At 60.2% G+C, this 13,579-nt stretch carries 12 protein-coding genes; 3 read left to right on the top strand and 9 right to left on the bottom strand.

The genetic code is table 11. The features are described from left to right. Positions 1-8: 8 nt before the first annotated feature. On the bottom strand, positions 9-317 hold the full coding sequence (locus tag HX805_RS09645; RefSeq protein ID WP_003214230.1) for a hypothetical protein: 309 nt from the start codon (positions 315-317) through the stop codon (positions 9-11). A gap of 180 nt (positions 318-497) precedes the next feature. On the opposite strand from HX805_RS09645, the gene HX805_RS09650 reads away from it, so the two are divergent. Next, positions 498-1,214: a 4'-phosphopantetheinyl transferase gene (locus HX805_RS09650; RefSeq protein ID WP_102369713.1), complete on the top strand. Its 717-nt coding sequence runs from the start codon at positions 498-500 to the stop codon at positions 1,212-1,214. On the opposite strand, the gene HX805_RS09655 is transcribed toward HX805_RS09650, so the two are convergent. Next, positions 1,211-2,821 (bottom strand): ATP-binding protein, encoded by a 1,611-nt coding sequence (locus HX805_RS09655; protein ID WP_177081055.1) that lies wholly within the window; start codon positions 2,819-2,821, stop codon positions 1,211-1,213. The two genes, HX805_RS09650 and HX805_RS09655, sit on opposite strands and share 4 nt — an antisense overlap. Next, entirely contained in the window at positions 2,818-3,543 is a 726-nt protein-coding gene (locus tag HX805_RS09660) for a response regulator (protein ID WP_177022205.1), read from the bottom strand. Before HX805_RS09660 ends, HX805_RS09655 begins: the two co-directional genes overlap by 4 nt. Before the next feature lie 804 nt (positions 3,544-4,347). Here HX805_RS09660 and HX805_RS09665 point away from each other — a divergent pair. Beyond that, positions 4,348-7,245 (top strand): ribonucleoside-diphosphate reductase subunit alpha, encoded by a 2,898-nt coding sequence (locus tag HX805_RS09665; protein WP_008435294.1) that lies wholly within the window; start codon positions 4,348-4,350, stop codon positions 7,243-7,245. A 364-nt stretch (positions 7,246-7,609) separates the two neighbouring features. Here HX805_RS09665 and flgE read toward each other — a convergent pair whose 3' ends face one another. From flgE to HX805_RS09695, 6 genes are all read right to left on the bottom strand, one after another. Continuing rightward, entirely contained in the window at positions 7,610-8,932 is a 1,323-nt protein-coding gene (flgE, locus tag HX805_RS09670) for a flagellar hook protein FlgE (protein ID WP_177081056.1), read from the bottom strand. 31 nt (positions 8,933-8,963) lie between these two features. Then, complete coding sequence (flgD, locus tag HX805_RS09675; protein ID WP_003214242.1) at positions 8,964-9,692, bottom strand: flagellar hook assembly protein FlgD; 729 nt, start codon at positions 9,690-9,692, stop codon at positions 8,964-8,966. Positions 9,693-9,708: 16 nt separating this feature from the next. After that, positions 9,709-10,161 carry a flagellar basal body rod protein FlgC gene (gene flgC / locus HX805_RS09680; RefSeq protein ID WP_003214244.1) on the bottom strand — a complete coding sequence of 151 codons (453 nt, stop codon included), beginning with the start codon at positions 10,159-10,161 and terminating at the stop codon, positions 9,709-9,711. Positions 10,162-10,164: 3 nt separating this feature from the next. Then, positions 10,165-10,572, bottom strand: coding sequence for a flagellar basal body rod protein FlgB (gene flgB / locus HX805_RS09685; protein WP_003214246.1), 408 nt, complete (start codon positions 10,570-10,572; stop codon positions 10,165-10,167). Positions 10,573-10,806: 234 nt separating this feature from the next. Continuing rightward, positions 10,807-11,634 carry a protein-glutamate O-methyltransferase CheR gene (cheR, locus tag HX805_RS09690; protein ID WP_003214248.1) on the bottom strand — a complete coding sequence of 276 codons (828 nt, stop codon included), beginning with the start codon at positions 11,632-11,634 and terminating at the stop codon, positions 10,807-10,809. Between the two features lie 43 nt (positions 11,635-11,677). After that, positions 11,678-12,610 (bottom strand): chemotaxis protein CheV, encoded by a 933-nt coding sequence (locus HX805_RS09695; protein WP_003214250.1) that lies wholly within the window; start codon positions 12,608-12,610, stop codon positions 11,678-11,680. An 80-nt stretch (positions 12,611-12,690) separates the two neighbouring features. Here HX805_RS09695 and flgA point away from each other — a divergent pair, with 80 nt between their 5' ends. Next, positions 12,691-13,455: a flagellar basal body P-ring formation chaperone FlgA gene (gene flgA / locus HX805_RS09700; protein ID WP_032899382.1), complete on the top strand. Its 765-nt coding sequence runs from the start codon at positions 12,691-12,693 to the stop codon at positions 13,453-13,455. Positions 13,456-13,579 lie beyond the last annotated feature (124 nt).

The following is a 13,579-nucleotide window of genomic DNA, read 5'->3' on the forward strand; positions in this document are numbered from 1 at the left end:
AAGGCAAATCAACTTTCCAACTGGGGTATATCATAGCGGCCCTGCAGGTCTTGCTGGCGCAATTTACTGCCGTTGAAGTGACCTGACAGGTTTTCATTGCCCACGCGGTAGTCTGACTGCGGGGTGTGCTGGCCCAGGGACTGGCCCCATGGAGCCGCCTGTTCACCAGCATCCTCGAAGCTCACCCGCTGGAGAAGGCTGTAGGGTTTTTTGCTCTTCTCCTTGGAGAAACCCGCGAAACTCGAATCAGAGGCCTGGACGCCAGCGGTGGCGCTGAGCATGGTTAAGGCCAACATCAGCTTCTTGATCGCAGTCATGGTTCTACCTCATACGCTTGGGCTTTGGGTACGGGGCCAGACTACGCAGACGCCCCTGAACTCCCCCTGAACACTCTCTGAACCTGGGCTGAACCGAGGCCGGCTACTGTGTAAAGAGTTATTTACGTATCCCCGGCCGCAGGCTATCCAGCGGCCCTGCAACTCGGCAAAATACCCGGCATGAATTCCCTACCCGCCTGCTGCACCCCACTTGACGCCCATTGGCCGTTGCCCGATGCCTTGCCCGGCACGGTCTTGCTGAGCACCCGTTTTGACCCGGCCCTGCTGGCCATCGGCGATTTCCAGCGCAGCGCCGTGCCGCCACCCGCGAGCATCCAGCGTTCGGTGGCCAAGCGGCAGGCGGAGTTCCTGGCCGGTCGCCTGTGCGCCCGCGCGGCCCTGCAACAGCTGGACGGGCTGGATTGCGTACCGGCGATCGGCGAGGACCGCGCGCCGGTCTGGCCCGCGCACATCAGTGGTTCGATCACCCACAGCACCGGCCATGCAGCGGCCATCGTCGCCCACAAGTCACAGTGGCGCGGGCTGGGGATGGACCTGGAGAACCTGCTGACCCTGGAGCGGGCGGAACGCCTGGCCGGGGAGATCCTCACACCGGATGAATTGCTGCGCATGGCCGCCGGGCCGCGGGAGCAGGTTGCGCAACTGGTGACGCTGACGTTTTCGGCGAAAGAGAGCCTGTTCAAGGCGCTCTACCCGATCGTGCAGAAGCGCTTTTATTTTGAGCATGCCGAGTTGCTGGAGTGGTCGGATACCGGCCATGCGCGGCTGCGGTTGCTGACGGACTTGTCCGCAGAATGGTGCCATGGCAAGGAACTGGAGGCGCAGTTTGCGGTGGATGAGGGGCAGTTGTTGAGCCTGGTGGCCGTCCAGGCCTAGACCTTCTCCTGATCCCGTGGCCAACTCAGGCTGAAACATGCGCCACCCAAATTGTTGCTCTTGCTGATCAACGCCCGGCCGCCGTGCCAATAGATGATCCGCCGCACAATGGATAACCCCAGGCCGTGCCCACCCGACGCGCGGGTCCGGCTGTCATCCAGGCGCAGGAACGGCGTGAAAATCCGCTCCCAGGCACTTTCCGGTACGCCCGGCCCGTCGTCTTCCACGTCGATGCGGCAACGCACCTGGCCCACCTGGTAACTGATCACCACCTGCCCCTGGGCGTGGCGCATGGCGTTGCTCACCAGGTTTTGCAGGGCACGGTGCAGGTAACGCGGCTCGGCCTCCACCCATGCATCGTCCCAATGTGCCGAGGACAGGCAGATGCCCCGCGCCACGTTGATTTCCGGGCGCAGCGGTGACAGTTCATCAATCACCTGATCCAGCAACGCATTGAGGTCGACCCGCTGGAAATTCAGTGCCGGCGCCCCCTGTTCCAGCCGCGCATAGGTGAGCATTTCGTCCACCAGGCCATCAAGGTCCTGGATGTCGCTGTCCATGCCCTCCATATACTTGCGCCGCGCTTCAGGCGTGGCCGCGTCGCCGATCATCTCCAGGCCGAACCGCAGGCGCGCCACCGGGGTGCGCAGTTCGTGGGACACCGCCCGCACCAGTTCGCGCTGAATTGCCAACAGGCGTTGCAGGTGCTCGGCCATGCCATTGAACGCTGCCGCCAGGCGCCCCACCGAATCGGCGCCGCGGGCCGGCACCCGCACTTCCAGGCTGCCTTTGGCGATGCGCGTGGCGGCGGCTTCCAGGCCACTCAAGCGCCGCTCCAGCTGGCGCACCAATAAATAGACGATCAAGCCGATCAAGGTCAGGCTGATCAGCGCAATCAGGATCAGCCATTGCGCCGGGTACGGATTCATCTGATACAGCGGGCCGATTTCCAGGACCCACGGCGTGCCGACCATGCCGGCAAATACCCGGATCGAATCCCCACCCTTGCCCAGGGCCATCACGGTATCGCCTTCGGACACGCGGCGGCGCTGGTCTTCGTCCATATCAGCCTGATTGAGCATCACCAGGTGCATCTCGAAACCAAAGCCCTTGGCTTCCTTCAGGTCTGCGAGTTTCTGCGGTTGCTCCGCCACCGGGAAACGCACCAGCTCATCGGCCAGCAGGTAAATCGTCGCGCGCGCCAGTTGTTCGCTGATTTGCTGCACTTCACCGGTCAGCAACAGTTGCTCCTGGTCACTGACCAAGCGCAGCACCCTGGCCGCATGAGGCCCGGTTTGCTCCACCAACACCTGGCCGCGTTGCAGACGGCTACGCTGGGTCAGGTCCAGGTGCGCCTCCGCCACGGTCTGCAATTGCAGCGGGATACCCAGCAAGCGCTCCCACACTGCCAGGGCGCGGCGGCGCTCGATGGCACTCATGGGTTGCAGGTTGTCGCCCATCAGCGCGAAGGTGCCGTGGGCCAGGCGCTCGCGGTACTGGCCGCTGCGCACTTCATTGAGCAGGTGCAAGGCCAGTACGCCGAGCAACGCCACCAGAATCAGCGCCGCGCACATGCCGCCGTAGATGCGCAGGAAGATTGAGTTCACGGCGTCAGGTCAGCCGCGGCTTCGGGGACGAACAGATAGCCTTTGCTGCGAATGGTCTTGATCAGGCGTGGGTGGATCGGATCGTCGCCGATTTTCGGGCGGATGCGCGAGATTCGCACGTCAATAGAGCGGTCCTGGCCGTCATAGCCAATGCCGCGCAAGGCAGTGAAGATTTCTTCCCGGGACAGGATCCGCCCGGCATTCGCCACCAGCAGCCACAGCAGGTCGAATTCGGCGCTGGTCAGTTCGATGCCGCCTTCGTGCAGCCAGGCTTCACGCAGGGCGTTGTCCACCACCAGCGGGCCGAATTGCAGGCGCCGCTGTTTTTCGGGGAGTGCCGGCTCGACGCTTTCGCTGCGCCGCAGCAGGGCCTGGATGCGTGCCAGCAACAGGCGAGGACGCACGGGTTTGCACACGTAATCGTCGGCGCCCATGTCCAGGCCCAGGACCTGGTCCATGTCGTCGGTGCGCGCGGTGAGCATCAGGATCACCCCGTCGTAGTGCTCGCGCACCTTGCGGCAAATGCTCAGGCCGTCTTCACCGGGCAACATCAGGTCGAGGATCACCAGGTCCGGCTGCTCGGCGATGATCCGCGCCGCCGCGAGGGCGCCATTGCCTTCCACCGACACCCGCAAGCCGTTGCTCTCCAGGTAGTCACGGGTCAACTCGGCCAGTCGCTCGTCGTCCTCGACAATCAATACCTGCCAGGCTTCTTGCTCCATGCGTTACCTCGGTTCTAATTATTGTAGGGGCGGGTTTGCCCGAGAAAACTCGAGGGCGCCGCGCTTATTCAGGTTTCCAGCGTCATCGTTGACGTCCTTCGCGGGCAAGCCCGCTCCTACAGTTGTCATGTAGGCGAGGCATAAACTGTATGGATAACCGCCGATTGTAGCAACGGGCCGGCCCTCTGCCACAAGCGCGCAAATGCGTTCGGACATCGTGTTTTTTTGTGATAGGGTTCGCGCCCGCAAAAATCCAACCGGTTGTTTTTACCTCGGAATATTCGGTGACAAACGGCGCAATGCAGCAGTACTGCGGCCTACACGGCCATTCCACGTTTCATACACATTTTACCCACAGCGTTATCCACAGGTAGTCCGTTGCTAAGCCCCCCAAAACGCATTATCTTGTAGGTCGTCGCCAAAAAAACCCTACATGTAGGGTTTTCAGCGAAAAGACCAAACACAAATCAGACAAGAAACTCAAGCTCTTTTTTGCCCCTGTTTGGTGAACTTAAGCCTTTTTCAGAAGACCAAACCGCGCACGCGGATGGCAGCCGTTTTCTGCCCCGATCAGGCGAAAACGGTACGGGTGTTGCAGTACGAAACTGTCACCCACCAGGAATACGGTAAAGAGCCCCAAGGCTTGTAACCGAAGACTTCGGCATGGAAGCGGCGCGAACAGCTCCCTTCCTCCTGTCCCGAAGTTGTTATGCCAGGCCCCTGGCCTGTTGTAAGTGCTTCAGGACGGAACGGTGGGCACCGTGATGGTGCCCAAATAAATATAGAATGTGGAGACAACCCCCCATGCAAACCGACACAACTCGCGAGAACCCGCAGGGCTCCGTGCCGCAGGCCGCTGATTCGAACCTGGATCTGTCCGCCACCGCGCCCGGCCAATTGCGCGTGATCAAGCGTAACGGCACTGTCGTTCCTTACACCGATGACAAAATCACCGTCGCGATCACCAAAGCGTTTCTTGCAGTTGAAGGCGGCACCGCTGCTGCCTCGTCGCGCATCCACGACACCGTTGCCCGCCTGACCGAACAGGTCACCGCAACCTTCAAGCGTCGCATGCCATCGGGCGGCACCATTCACATCGAAGAAATCCAGGACCAGGTCGAACTGGCCCTGATGCGTGCCGGCGAGCAGAAAGTCGCCCGCGACTACGTGATCTACCGTGACTCCCGCGCCAAGGAACGTGCCGTACGTTCCCCGGCCGAAGAAGCTGCCGTACAAGCTCACCCGTCGATCCGCATCACCCTGGCCGACGGTACGTTTGCACCGCTGGACCTGGGCCGCCTGAACACCATCATCACCGAGGCCTGCGAAGGCCTGGAAGAAGTCGATGGCGACCTGATCCAGCGCGAAACCCTGAAGAACCTGTACGACGGCGTGGCCCTGACCGACGTCAACACCGCACTGGTGATGACCGCCCGTACCCTGGTCGAGCGTGAGCCGAACTACTCGTTCGTCACCGCGCGTCTGCTGATGGACACCCTGCGTGCCGAAGGCCTGGGCTTCCTGAAAGTCGCCGACAGCGCCACCCACCACGAGATGGCCGACCTGTACGCCAAGGCCCTGCCGGCCTACATCGCCAAGGGTATCGAATTCGAATTGCTGAACCCGATCCTGGCCACCTTCGACCTGGAAAAACTCGGCAAGGCGATCAACCACGAGCGCGACCAGCAGTTCACTTACCTGGGCCTGCAAACCCTGTACGACCGTTACTTCATCCACAAGGACGGGATCCGCTTCGAACTGCCGCAAGTGTTCTTCATGCGCGTGGCCATGGGCCTGGCGATCGAAGAGAAGCAGAAAGAAGACCGTGCCATCGAGTTCTACAACCTGTTGTCGTCCTTCGACTACATGTCGTCGACCCCGACCCTGTTCAACGCCGGTACCCTGCGTCCACAGCTGTCCAGCTGCTACCTGACCACCGTGCCGGATGACCTGTCGGGCATCTACCACGCGATCCACGACAACGCCATGCTGTCCAAATTCGCTGGCGGCCTGGGTAACGACTGGACCCCGGTGCGTGCATTGGGTTCGTACATCAAGGGCACCAACGGCAAGTCCCAGGGCGTTGTACCGTTCCTCAAAGTAGTGAACGACACCGCCGTAGCCGTGAACCAGGGTGGCAAGCGCAAGGGCGCTGTATGTGCCTACCTGGAAACCTGGCACATGGACATCGAAGAGTTCATCGAGCTGCGCAAGAACACCGGTGATGACCGTCGTCGTACCCACGACATGAACACCGCCAACTGGATCCCTGACCTGTTCATGAAGCGCGTCTTCGATGACGGCAAGTGGACCCTGTTCTCGCCATCCGAAGTACCGGACCTGCACGACCTGACCGGCAAGGCTTTCGAAGAGCGCTACGAGTACTACGAAGCCCTCACCGAATACCCGGGCAAGGTCAAGCTGTTCAAGACCATCCAGGCCAAAGACCTGTGGCGCAAAATGCTCTCCATGCTGTTTGAAACCGGCCACCCATGGCTGACCTTCAAAGACCCGTGCAACCTGCGCAGCCCGCAGCAGCACGTGGGCGTGGTCCACAGCTCGAACCTGTGCACCGAGATCACCTTGAACACCAACAAGGACGAGATCGCCGTTTGCAACCTGGGCTCGATCAACCTGCCGAACCACATCGTCAACGGCAAGCTGGACACCGCCAAGCTGGAACGCACCGTGAACACCGCCGTTCGCATGCTCGATAACGTTATCGACATCAACTACTACTCGGTACCCCAGGCGCAGAACTCCAACTTCAAGCACCGTCCGGTCGGCCTGGGCATCATGGGCTTCCAGGACGCGCTGTACCTGCAGCACATTCCTTACGGTTCGGACGCTGCAGTCGAGTTCGCCGACAAGTCCATGGAAGCGGTCAGCTACTACGCGATCCAGGCTTCCTGCGACCTGGCCGACGAGCGTGGCGCCTACGAGACGTTCCAGGGTTCGCTGTGGTCCAAAGGCATCTTGCCGCTGGATTCGCAACAGATCCTGATCGAGCAACGTGGCCAGAAGTACATCGACGTTGACCTGAACGAATCCCTGGACTGGGCGCCGGTACGTGCCCGTGTGCAGAAAGGCATTCGTAACTCCAACATCATGGCCATCGCACCGACCGCCACCATCGCCAACATCACTGGCGTGTCGCAGTCGATCGAACCGACCTACCAGAACCTGTATGTGAAATCGAACCTGTCGGGCGAATTCACCGTGATCAACCCGTACCTGGTTCGCGACCTGAAAGCCCGTGGCCTGTGGGACTCGGTCATGATCAACGACCTGAAGTACTACGACGGTTCGGTGCAGCAGATCGAGCGCATCCCGCAAGAACTCAAAGAGCTCTACGCGACTGCCTTCGAAGTGGACACCAAGTGGATCGTCGACGCCGCCAGCCGTCGCCAGAAGTGGATCGACCAGGCTCAGTCGCTGAACCTGTACATCGCCGGCGCATCGGGCAAGAAGCTCGACGTGACCTACCGCATGGCCTGGTACCGTGGCCTGAAAACCACTTACTACCTCCGTGCCCTGGCTGCCACCAGCACCGAGAAGTCGACCATCAACACCGGCAAGCTGAACGCTGTTTCCAGCGGCGGCAACCACGGTGATGATTCGGTTCTCGCCGCACCTGCCGGCCCGGCGCCAGTGCCTAAAGCCTGCGCGATCGACGAGCCGGATTGCGAAGCTTGCCAATAAGCTGAGCACACCCTGGGTCTAACCACCCAAGGTTGAAAAACCCCCGATAGGCCTACGGCGTATCGGGGGTTTTCTTTTGCCTGGAACAACACCGTCGCGATTCGCGCACGTATTTCACCTCCTTGAAAACATCGGTGGGCTTCTGGCCGACGTGCATCATGGCGGCTTTTATCGCTGAAACAGTGATGCAGTTGCCGCCAGGGCCCTGACTGAATCCGCTCCAGATATCGCCCGGCTGGCCTTGTACCGTTCCGACAGCCGTGTATCCGCCTGTGACGCCCCCGCCTATAGGCGTTATCTGAACGTCCAAAAAAAAGCCCCTCACGCGAGGGGCTTTTCGGTAAAGCGAGTTAAAGCGACAACATCAGGTCATCTGAATGATGGTCTGCATGATGGTGCTTTGGGTGGAGATGGTCTTGGCGTTCGCCTGATAGTTGCTCTGGGCCTTGATCAGGTCCACCAGCTCGTTGGTCAGGTTGACGTTGGAGTTCTCCAGGGAGTTGGCCACGATCGAACCCAGGGTACCGACTTGCGGGGTATCAAAACCCGGCTGGCCCGACGCGAAGGTTTCTTTCCAGGTGGTGCCGCCGGCTGGCTGCAGGCCCTGCTCGTTGTTGAAGCTGGCCAGGGAGATCTGGCCGATGGCCTTGCTCTGCTGGTTGCTGAACGTGGCGAACAGTACGCCGCTGCCGTCGATTTTCAGCCCGGTGATTTGCCCGGTGGCGTAGCCATCGGTGGTCGGCGGGTTGCGGTAGGTGGCCGAGTTGTACTGGGTGATGTTCCCCATGTTGACGGCCACGCCGTCTGCGTTGGCGGCCGCACCATTAGGCGTCCAGACACCATTGACCAGGCCGCCCGGCTTCCAGTCGGAAATGGTCAGGGTGGTATTGGAAGCGGTGGCTGGCGGGGTAACGATCCCGGTCAGCTTGCCGGAGGTGTCAAACGACAGCGTCGAGGCGACTGGCGCCTTCACGTCAGCACCGGTGCCGCTGATCGGCGAGCCGTCAGGGTTGCGCCCATCGATCAGGGTGTAGGACTTCCAGGTGTTGGAGTCGGTCTTCACCAGGTACTGCACCATCGGATGCGCGTTGCCCTGCGTATCGTAGAGCGTGGTGGAATATTGAGTGGTGAAGCTGTCCGATTTGGTCGGATCAAACGGGTGCGCCGTCTGGTCGATCGCCGTCTCGGAGGAGTTCAGGTTACTGGTGGAATCCACCTTGCTCGAAGCCTTCGGCGGCAGGTACGACAGGTTGAGCTGCAGGTCGGTCAAGCCGCCCTTCTGGATGTTGCCATCGGCATCCGCTGCGTAGCCTTGCAGGCGCGAGGTGCCGGTGTTGTTGGTGATGTAGCCGTCCTTGTCGGCCCGGAACGCACCGTTGCGGGTGTATTCCAGCGAACCGTCGCTGCCCTTCTGCACGAAGAAGCCGCCGCCCTGGATCGCCATGTCGAGCGTGCCGCCGCTGTTGTTGACGTCACCCTGGGTGAACTGCTGGGACACGGCCGCCAGGTTCACGCCATTGCCGATGCTGTTCTGGCCGGTACCCAGCTTGGAAGCCGCGTAGATATCCGCGAATTCCGCACGGGACGACTTGAAGCCGGTGGTCGCGACGTTGGCGATGTTGTTACCCGTCACGTCCAGTTGTTTGTTGGCCGCATAGAGGCCGCTAAGGCCGATATTAAAAGACATTGTTCTCTCCTTTTGCCGTATTTAGCCGGCTCTATGTACCGATAGTCTGAATTTGCGACAGCTTGATACTGCCCAGGCCGCCCGCCAGGTTCAGCACCATTTCAGCGCCGTTCGTGCCCAGGGTTACGCTGGTCACCGTTGCCGGCAGCGAGGTGGCGAGGGCCACCGAGTCACCCTTGTCATTCTTGGTGGTGGCATTGAAGGTGTAGGTGCCGGGTGGCGCCGTCTCACCCGCATCGGTCTTGCCGTCCCAGACGAAGCTGGAGTTGCCGGCGCTCTGGGCGCCCATGTCGATGGTGCGAACGACGTTGCCATCCTTGTCGGTGATCTTGACGGAGACGTTGCCCGTCGCCGCCGTCACCGCCACGGAACCGGTCATGCTCTTGCTGGTATCCACCATCGCCTTGTCGGTCTGGGTGATGACCGAACGCCCCACCAGCGACGAAGCCTGCAGCGCCTGGGAGGAGCTGAAGTTGCTGGAAATCGCATTCACCGAGTCATTCAGGTTGTTGATGCCTTCCAGACTGCTGAACTGCGCCAACTGTGCGACGAACGCGCCATTGTCCTGGGGCGACAGCGGGTCCTGGTTTTTCAGCTGGGTCACCAGCAATTGCAGGAACGCGTCCTTGCCCATCGCCTGGTTGCCCGTCGCCGACTTGGCGGCGTCACCGACGCTGGTGTTATCTGTCGCCGTCTTGACCTTGGAGTTAAAAAGGTCCTGGACTGCCGTGTTCGTCGAACTGTTATCAACAATGGCCATTATTTGGCGCCCCTTATCACTGACCCAGGGTCAGGACCTTCTGCATCATGGTTTTGGCGGTGTTCATCATTTCCGCGTTGGTCTGGAACGAGCGGCTGGCGGAAATCATGTCGGCCATTTCCTCGACCACGTTGACGTTGGGGTAGTACACGTACCCTTTTTCGTTCGCGGCAGGGTGGTTCGGCTCGTAGCGGGCTTCGAGGTTGCTCTGGTCTTCGACCACACCGAGCACCTGCACGCCCTGGCCTGCGGCATCCTGGTTCTGGAACAGCGAATCGCCGCTGCCACTCTGGCCGCCCTGGCCGCCCTGGAACATGGTGGCGAACACCGGGTGCCGGGCACGGTAGGTCTGGTCGATGCTCGAAGACACGGTCTCGGCGTTGGCGATGTTACTGGCGACGGTGTTGAGGCGCGTGGTCTGCGCACTCATGCCACTACCGGCAATATTGAAAACACTGGCGAGGGACATGGCTTATTCTCCACGCAGGGCTGACATCAGCCCTTTGAATTTGCTGTTGAGCAGGGTAAAGCTGGCCTGGAAGTTCACTGAGTTCTCGGCGTAGGCCGATTGCTCCAACTGGGCGTCCACGGTGTTCTGGTCGATCGACGGTTGCATCGGCGTGCGATACAGCAGCGACTCGTCACCATTGCCCAGGCCTTGCGCCTCGATATGACGGCTGTTGGTCATGTTCAGGGCGAAGGTGCCGTTCTTGGTCTTGTCTTGCTGGGCGGCGAGCACGGCAGAGAAGTCCAGGTCCCGAGCCTTGTAGTTCGGGGTGTCGGCGTTGGCGATGTTGTTGGCCAGGACTTCGGCACGCTGGGCGCGAAAGCCCAGTGCTTGTTCGTGGATACCGAGCGCTTTATCGAAGCTGATGCTCATGGCGGAAACCTTTAGGGGCTGACCTGCTTTTCGTAACAAGAATTTAGCAAGGGCCATGCCAAGTTGCTTGAGCCCCGTAAATCAAGGGTTTGCGAGGGAATTGCCGGCGGCAATGCCAGAAAAGCGGCAAAGGGTTTCCGCGAAACGCCAGTAAAGCGGCAATGAGGGCTTGCCGCTTTGCGGCCATAAAAAAAGGGAGGCCTGTGCAGGCCTCCCTTTTTGTCCAAGCACTCATCACTTGGCCTGGTAAATGATTCCAGGACTGCACTGCACCATCTGGTAATGATCCGGCAAACCGTTCAGCGCCTCGGAAGCCCCCAGGAACAGATAACCGCCACGCTTGAGGGTGCCGTGGATGCGCAACAGAATGTCTTTCTTCACCTCGGCCGAGAAGTAGATCAGCACGTTGCGGCAAAACACCATGTCGAACTTGCCCAGGCTGGCATAACTGTCCAGCAGGTTGAACGAACGAAACTCCACCCGGCTCTTGATCGGCGCCTTGACCGCCCAACGCCCTGCTCCCTTGGGATCGAAGAAACGCTGCAAGCGCTCCTGGGACAACCCGCGCCCCAGCGCCAGGCTGTCGTACTCGCCGGTCTTGCAGTTGGTGAGCATGGTGCCGGACAAATCCGTGGCCACGATTTGCGCCCCGGCCTTCAACTGGCCCATGTTGGTCCGCTCGAACTCATCGATAGCCATCGAAATCGAATACGGTTCCTGTCCCGACGAACAGGCGGCCGACCAGATGCGCAGGCGCTGGCCGGGAGCGGCCTTGATCGCCTCGGGCAGCACCTTGTTCTTGAGCACTTCAAACGGATAGGTATCGCGAAACCACAAGGTTTCGTTGGTGGTCATGGCGTCGACCACCATCTCCTTGAGCCCGCTGCGTGGCTGGCCCTGGATCCGTTGCACCAACTCCCCGAGGGACTTGATGCCTTGCTGCTCCATCAGTTTGTTGAGACGGCTGGATACCAGGTACTGCTTGTTTTCACCGAGCAATATGCCACAGGCCTTTTCCAGGAAGACCCGGAACTGTTCGAAATCCAAATTACCCGTAGACAATGATACCGCCTCTTAAATCGTGTGACCGCCAGGGAAAAGGCCCCTAGCCGTGATCTGCTGCCTTGATCCGGTCGACTACCCGGGATGCGAGGTCATCAGGGCGGAATTTGGCCAGGAAGTCATCGGCACCGACCTTCTTGACCATCGCCTGATTGAATACACCCGACAACGAAGTATGCAGGATGATATGTAGTTTTTGCATGCGTGGGTCGTTGCGTATCTCGGCCGTGAGGGTGTAGCCGTCCATTTCCGGCATCTCGATGTCGGAGATCATCATCAGGAATTCTTCTTCCGGCTTCTTGCCCTCATCCACCAGCTTGCGCAGGTAATCCAGGGCCTGGCGACCGTCATTGAGTGCTACCACTTCGACCCCAACGGTCTGCAGGCAACGGGACACCTGCTTGCGCGCAACCGAAGAGTCGTCCACCGTCAGCACCCGCAGCGAGATCGCCTTGTGCGCGGTTTCGGCGTCTACCACACCCACCGATATCGCCTCGGAGGTCGGGGCCACTTCGGCGAGGATTTTCTCCACGTCGATGATTTCCACCAACTGGTTGTCGACCCGCGTCACCGCCGTGAGGTAGTGATCGCGACCGGTGCCCTTGGGCGGCGGATGGATCTCTTCCCAGTTCATGTTGACGATGCGCTCCACCGAGCGCACCAGGAAACCCTGGGTCTTGGTGTTGTACTCGGTAATGATCACGAACGGGCTCTCGCGGTCCTGCAACCCCGCCGAACCGGTGGCCATTGCCAGGTCAAGAATCGGGATGGTCGCGCCACGAATGTTCGCCACACCGCAAACCACCGGGCTGGACTTGGGCATTATTGTCAGCTTGGGACACTGCAACACTTCGCGAACCTTGAAGACATTAATCCCGTACAGCTGCTTGCCGTCCAGACGGAACAACAGCAACTCCAGGCGATTCTGCCCCACCAGCTGTGTGCGCTGGTTCACTGAATCCATTACACCGGCCATGCCCAGACTCCTACGCTAAAACTTAGGGGTACGACGCGTACCCAACACTAAACGGCACGAGCTTTGCTTTTTTATTGGCCATGGACATCAAAACGACAGTTTCCCGACGCCTCCGATCCCCACAGTACCGCAGATTGCTCTGCGTCTCGATGGCGTTGCTTGCCTTGGCTACGGGCCAGCCGGCCCGCGCCGATAACGTCACCTTGCCTGATCTGCTTATCGGCGTCACTCAAGGCTTTCTTGAGTTCACTGTAGAAGATTATCTGGCCACGACGCAGACACCGGGCCGCTACGAAATCCAGGTCAACCAGCTGGATCCGCGCCTGCGCATGCCCATGTGCGACAGAGAATTGACAGCTTCCCTGGAAAGCCCCGCCCAGCCCATCGGGCGCGTGACCGTGAAAGTGCGCTGCGAAGGCGCCTCGCCCTGGACGGTGTTCGTGCCGGCCCAGGTCAAACTGTTTCGCGAAGTGGTGGTGGTGACGCGCCCGCTGAAACGTACCGGAATCATTGGTTATGATGACGTCGCGATGCGCGAGCGCGACATCAGCATGATCACCCAGAGCTACCTCACGTCCCTTGACCAGGCACTCGGGCAGAAACTTACCCGACCAATGGTCGCCGACCAGGTGATTACCCTGGTCCATCTCGAGCAGGCCGAAGTCGTGCGCAAAGGTGACCAGGTGGTGATTTCCGCCAGCAGCGGTGGCCTGAATGTAAAAATGCCGGGGGAAGCCCTGTCCAACGGCGGCATGAGTGAACAGATTCGCGTCAAGAACCTGAATTCCAACCGCGTGATCAAGGCCCGGGTGACTGCGCCGGGGCAGGTTGAGGTGGCTTTATAGATCACTGGCATCGGACGCCAGCTTTTCCTACACTGTGCGCAAAGCGGCATCGCGCATAGGTTTATTGTCAATCGAGCCTAAAGTTTGTCCGGGTATGGCCGAAAACATGGCAAGCGTCCAAATA

The organism is Pseudomonas sp. G5001 (genome assembly GCF_013385475.1).
Classification (GTDB): domain Bacteria; phylum Pseudomonadota; class Gammaproteobacteria; order Pseudomonadales; family Pseudomonadaceae; genus Aquipseudomonas.

Excerpts from the sequence above, each read along its gene's own strand:
- flgD (WP_003214242.1), bottom strand. The coding sequence starts at position 9,692 with ATGGCCATTGTTGATAACAGTTCGACGAACACGGCAGTCCAGGACCTT.
- flgC (WP_003214244.1), bottom strand. The coding sequence starts at position 10,161 with ATGTCCCTCGCCAGTGTTTTCAATATTGCCGGTAGTGGCATGAGTGCG.
- HX805_RS09650 (WP_102369713.1), top strand. The coding sequence starts at position 498 with ATGAATTCCCTACCCGCCTGCTGCACCCCACTTGACGCCCATTGGCCG.
- HX805_RS09660 (WP_177022205.1), bottom strand. The coding sequence starts at position 3,543 with ATGGAGCAAGAAGCCTGGCAGGTATTGATTGTCGAGGACGACGAGCGA.
- flgB (WP_003214246.1), bottom strand. The coding sequence starts at position 10,572 with ATGAGCATCAGCTTCGATAAAGCGCTCGGTATCCACGAACAAGCACTG.
- HX805_RS09695 (WP_003214250.1), bottom strand. The coding sequence starts at position 12,610 with ATGGCCGGTGTAATGGATTCAGTGAACCAGCGCACACAGCTGGTGGGG.
- HX805_RS09665 (WP_008435294.1), top strand. The coding sequence starts at position 4,348 with ATGCAAACCGACACAACTCGCGAGAACCCGCAGGGCTCCGTGCCGCAG.
- flgA (WP_032899382.1), top strand. The coding sequence starts at position 12,691 with ATGGACATCAAAACGACAGTTTCCCGACGCCTCCGATCCCCACAGTAC.
- HX805_RS09645 (WP_003214230.1), bottom strand. The coding sequence starts at position 317 with ATGACTGCGATCAAGAAGCTGATGTTGGCCTTAACCATGCTCAGCGCC.
- flgE (WP_177081056.1), bottom strand. The coding sequence starts at position 8,932 with ATGTCTTTTAATATCGGCCTTAGCGGCCTCTATGCGGCCAACAAACAA.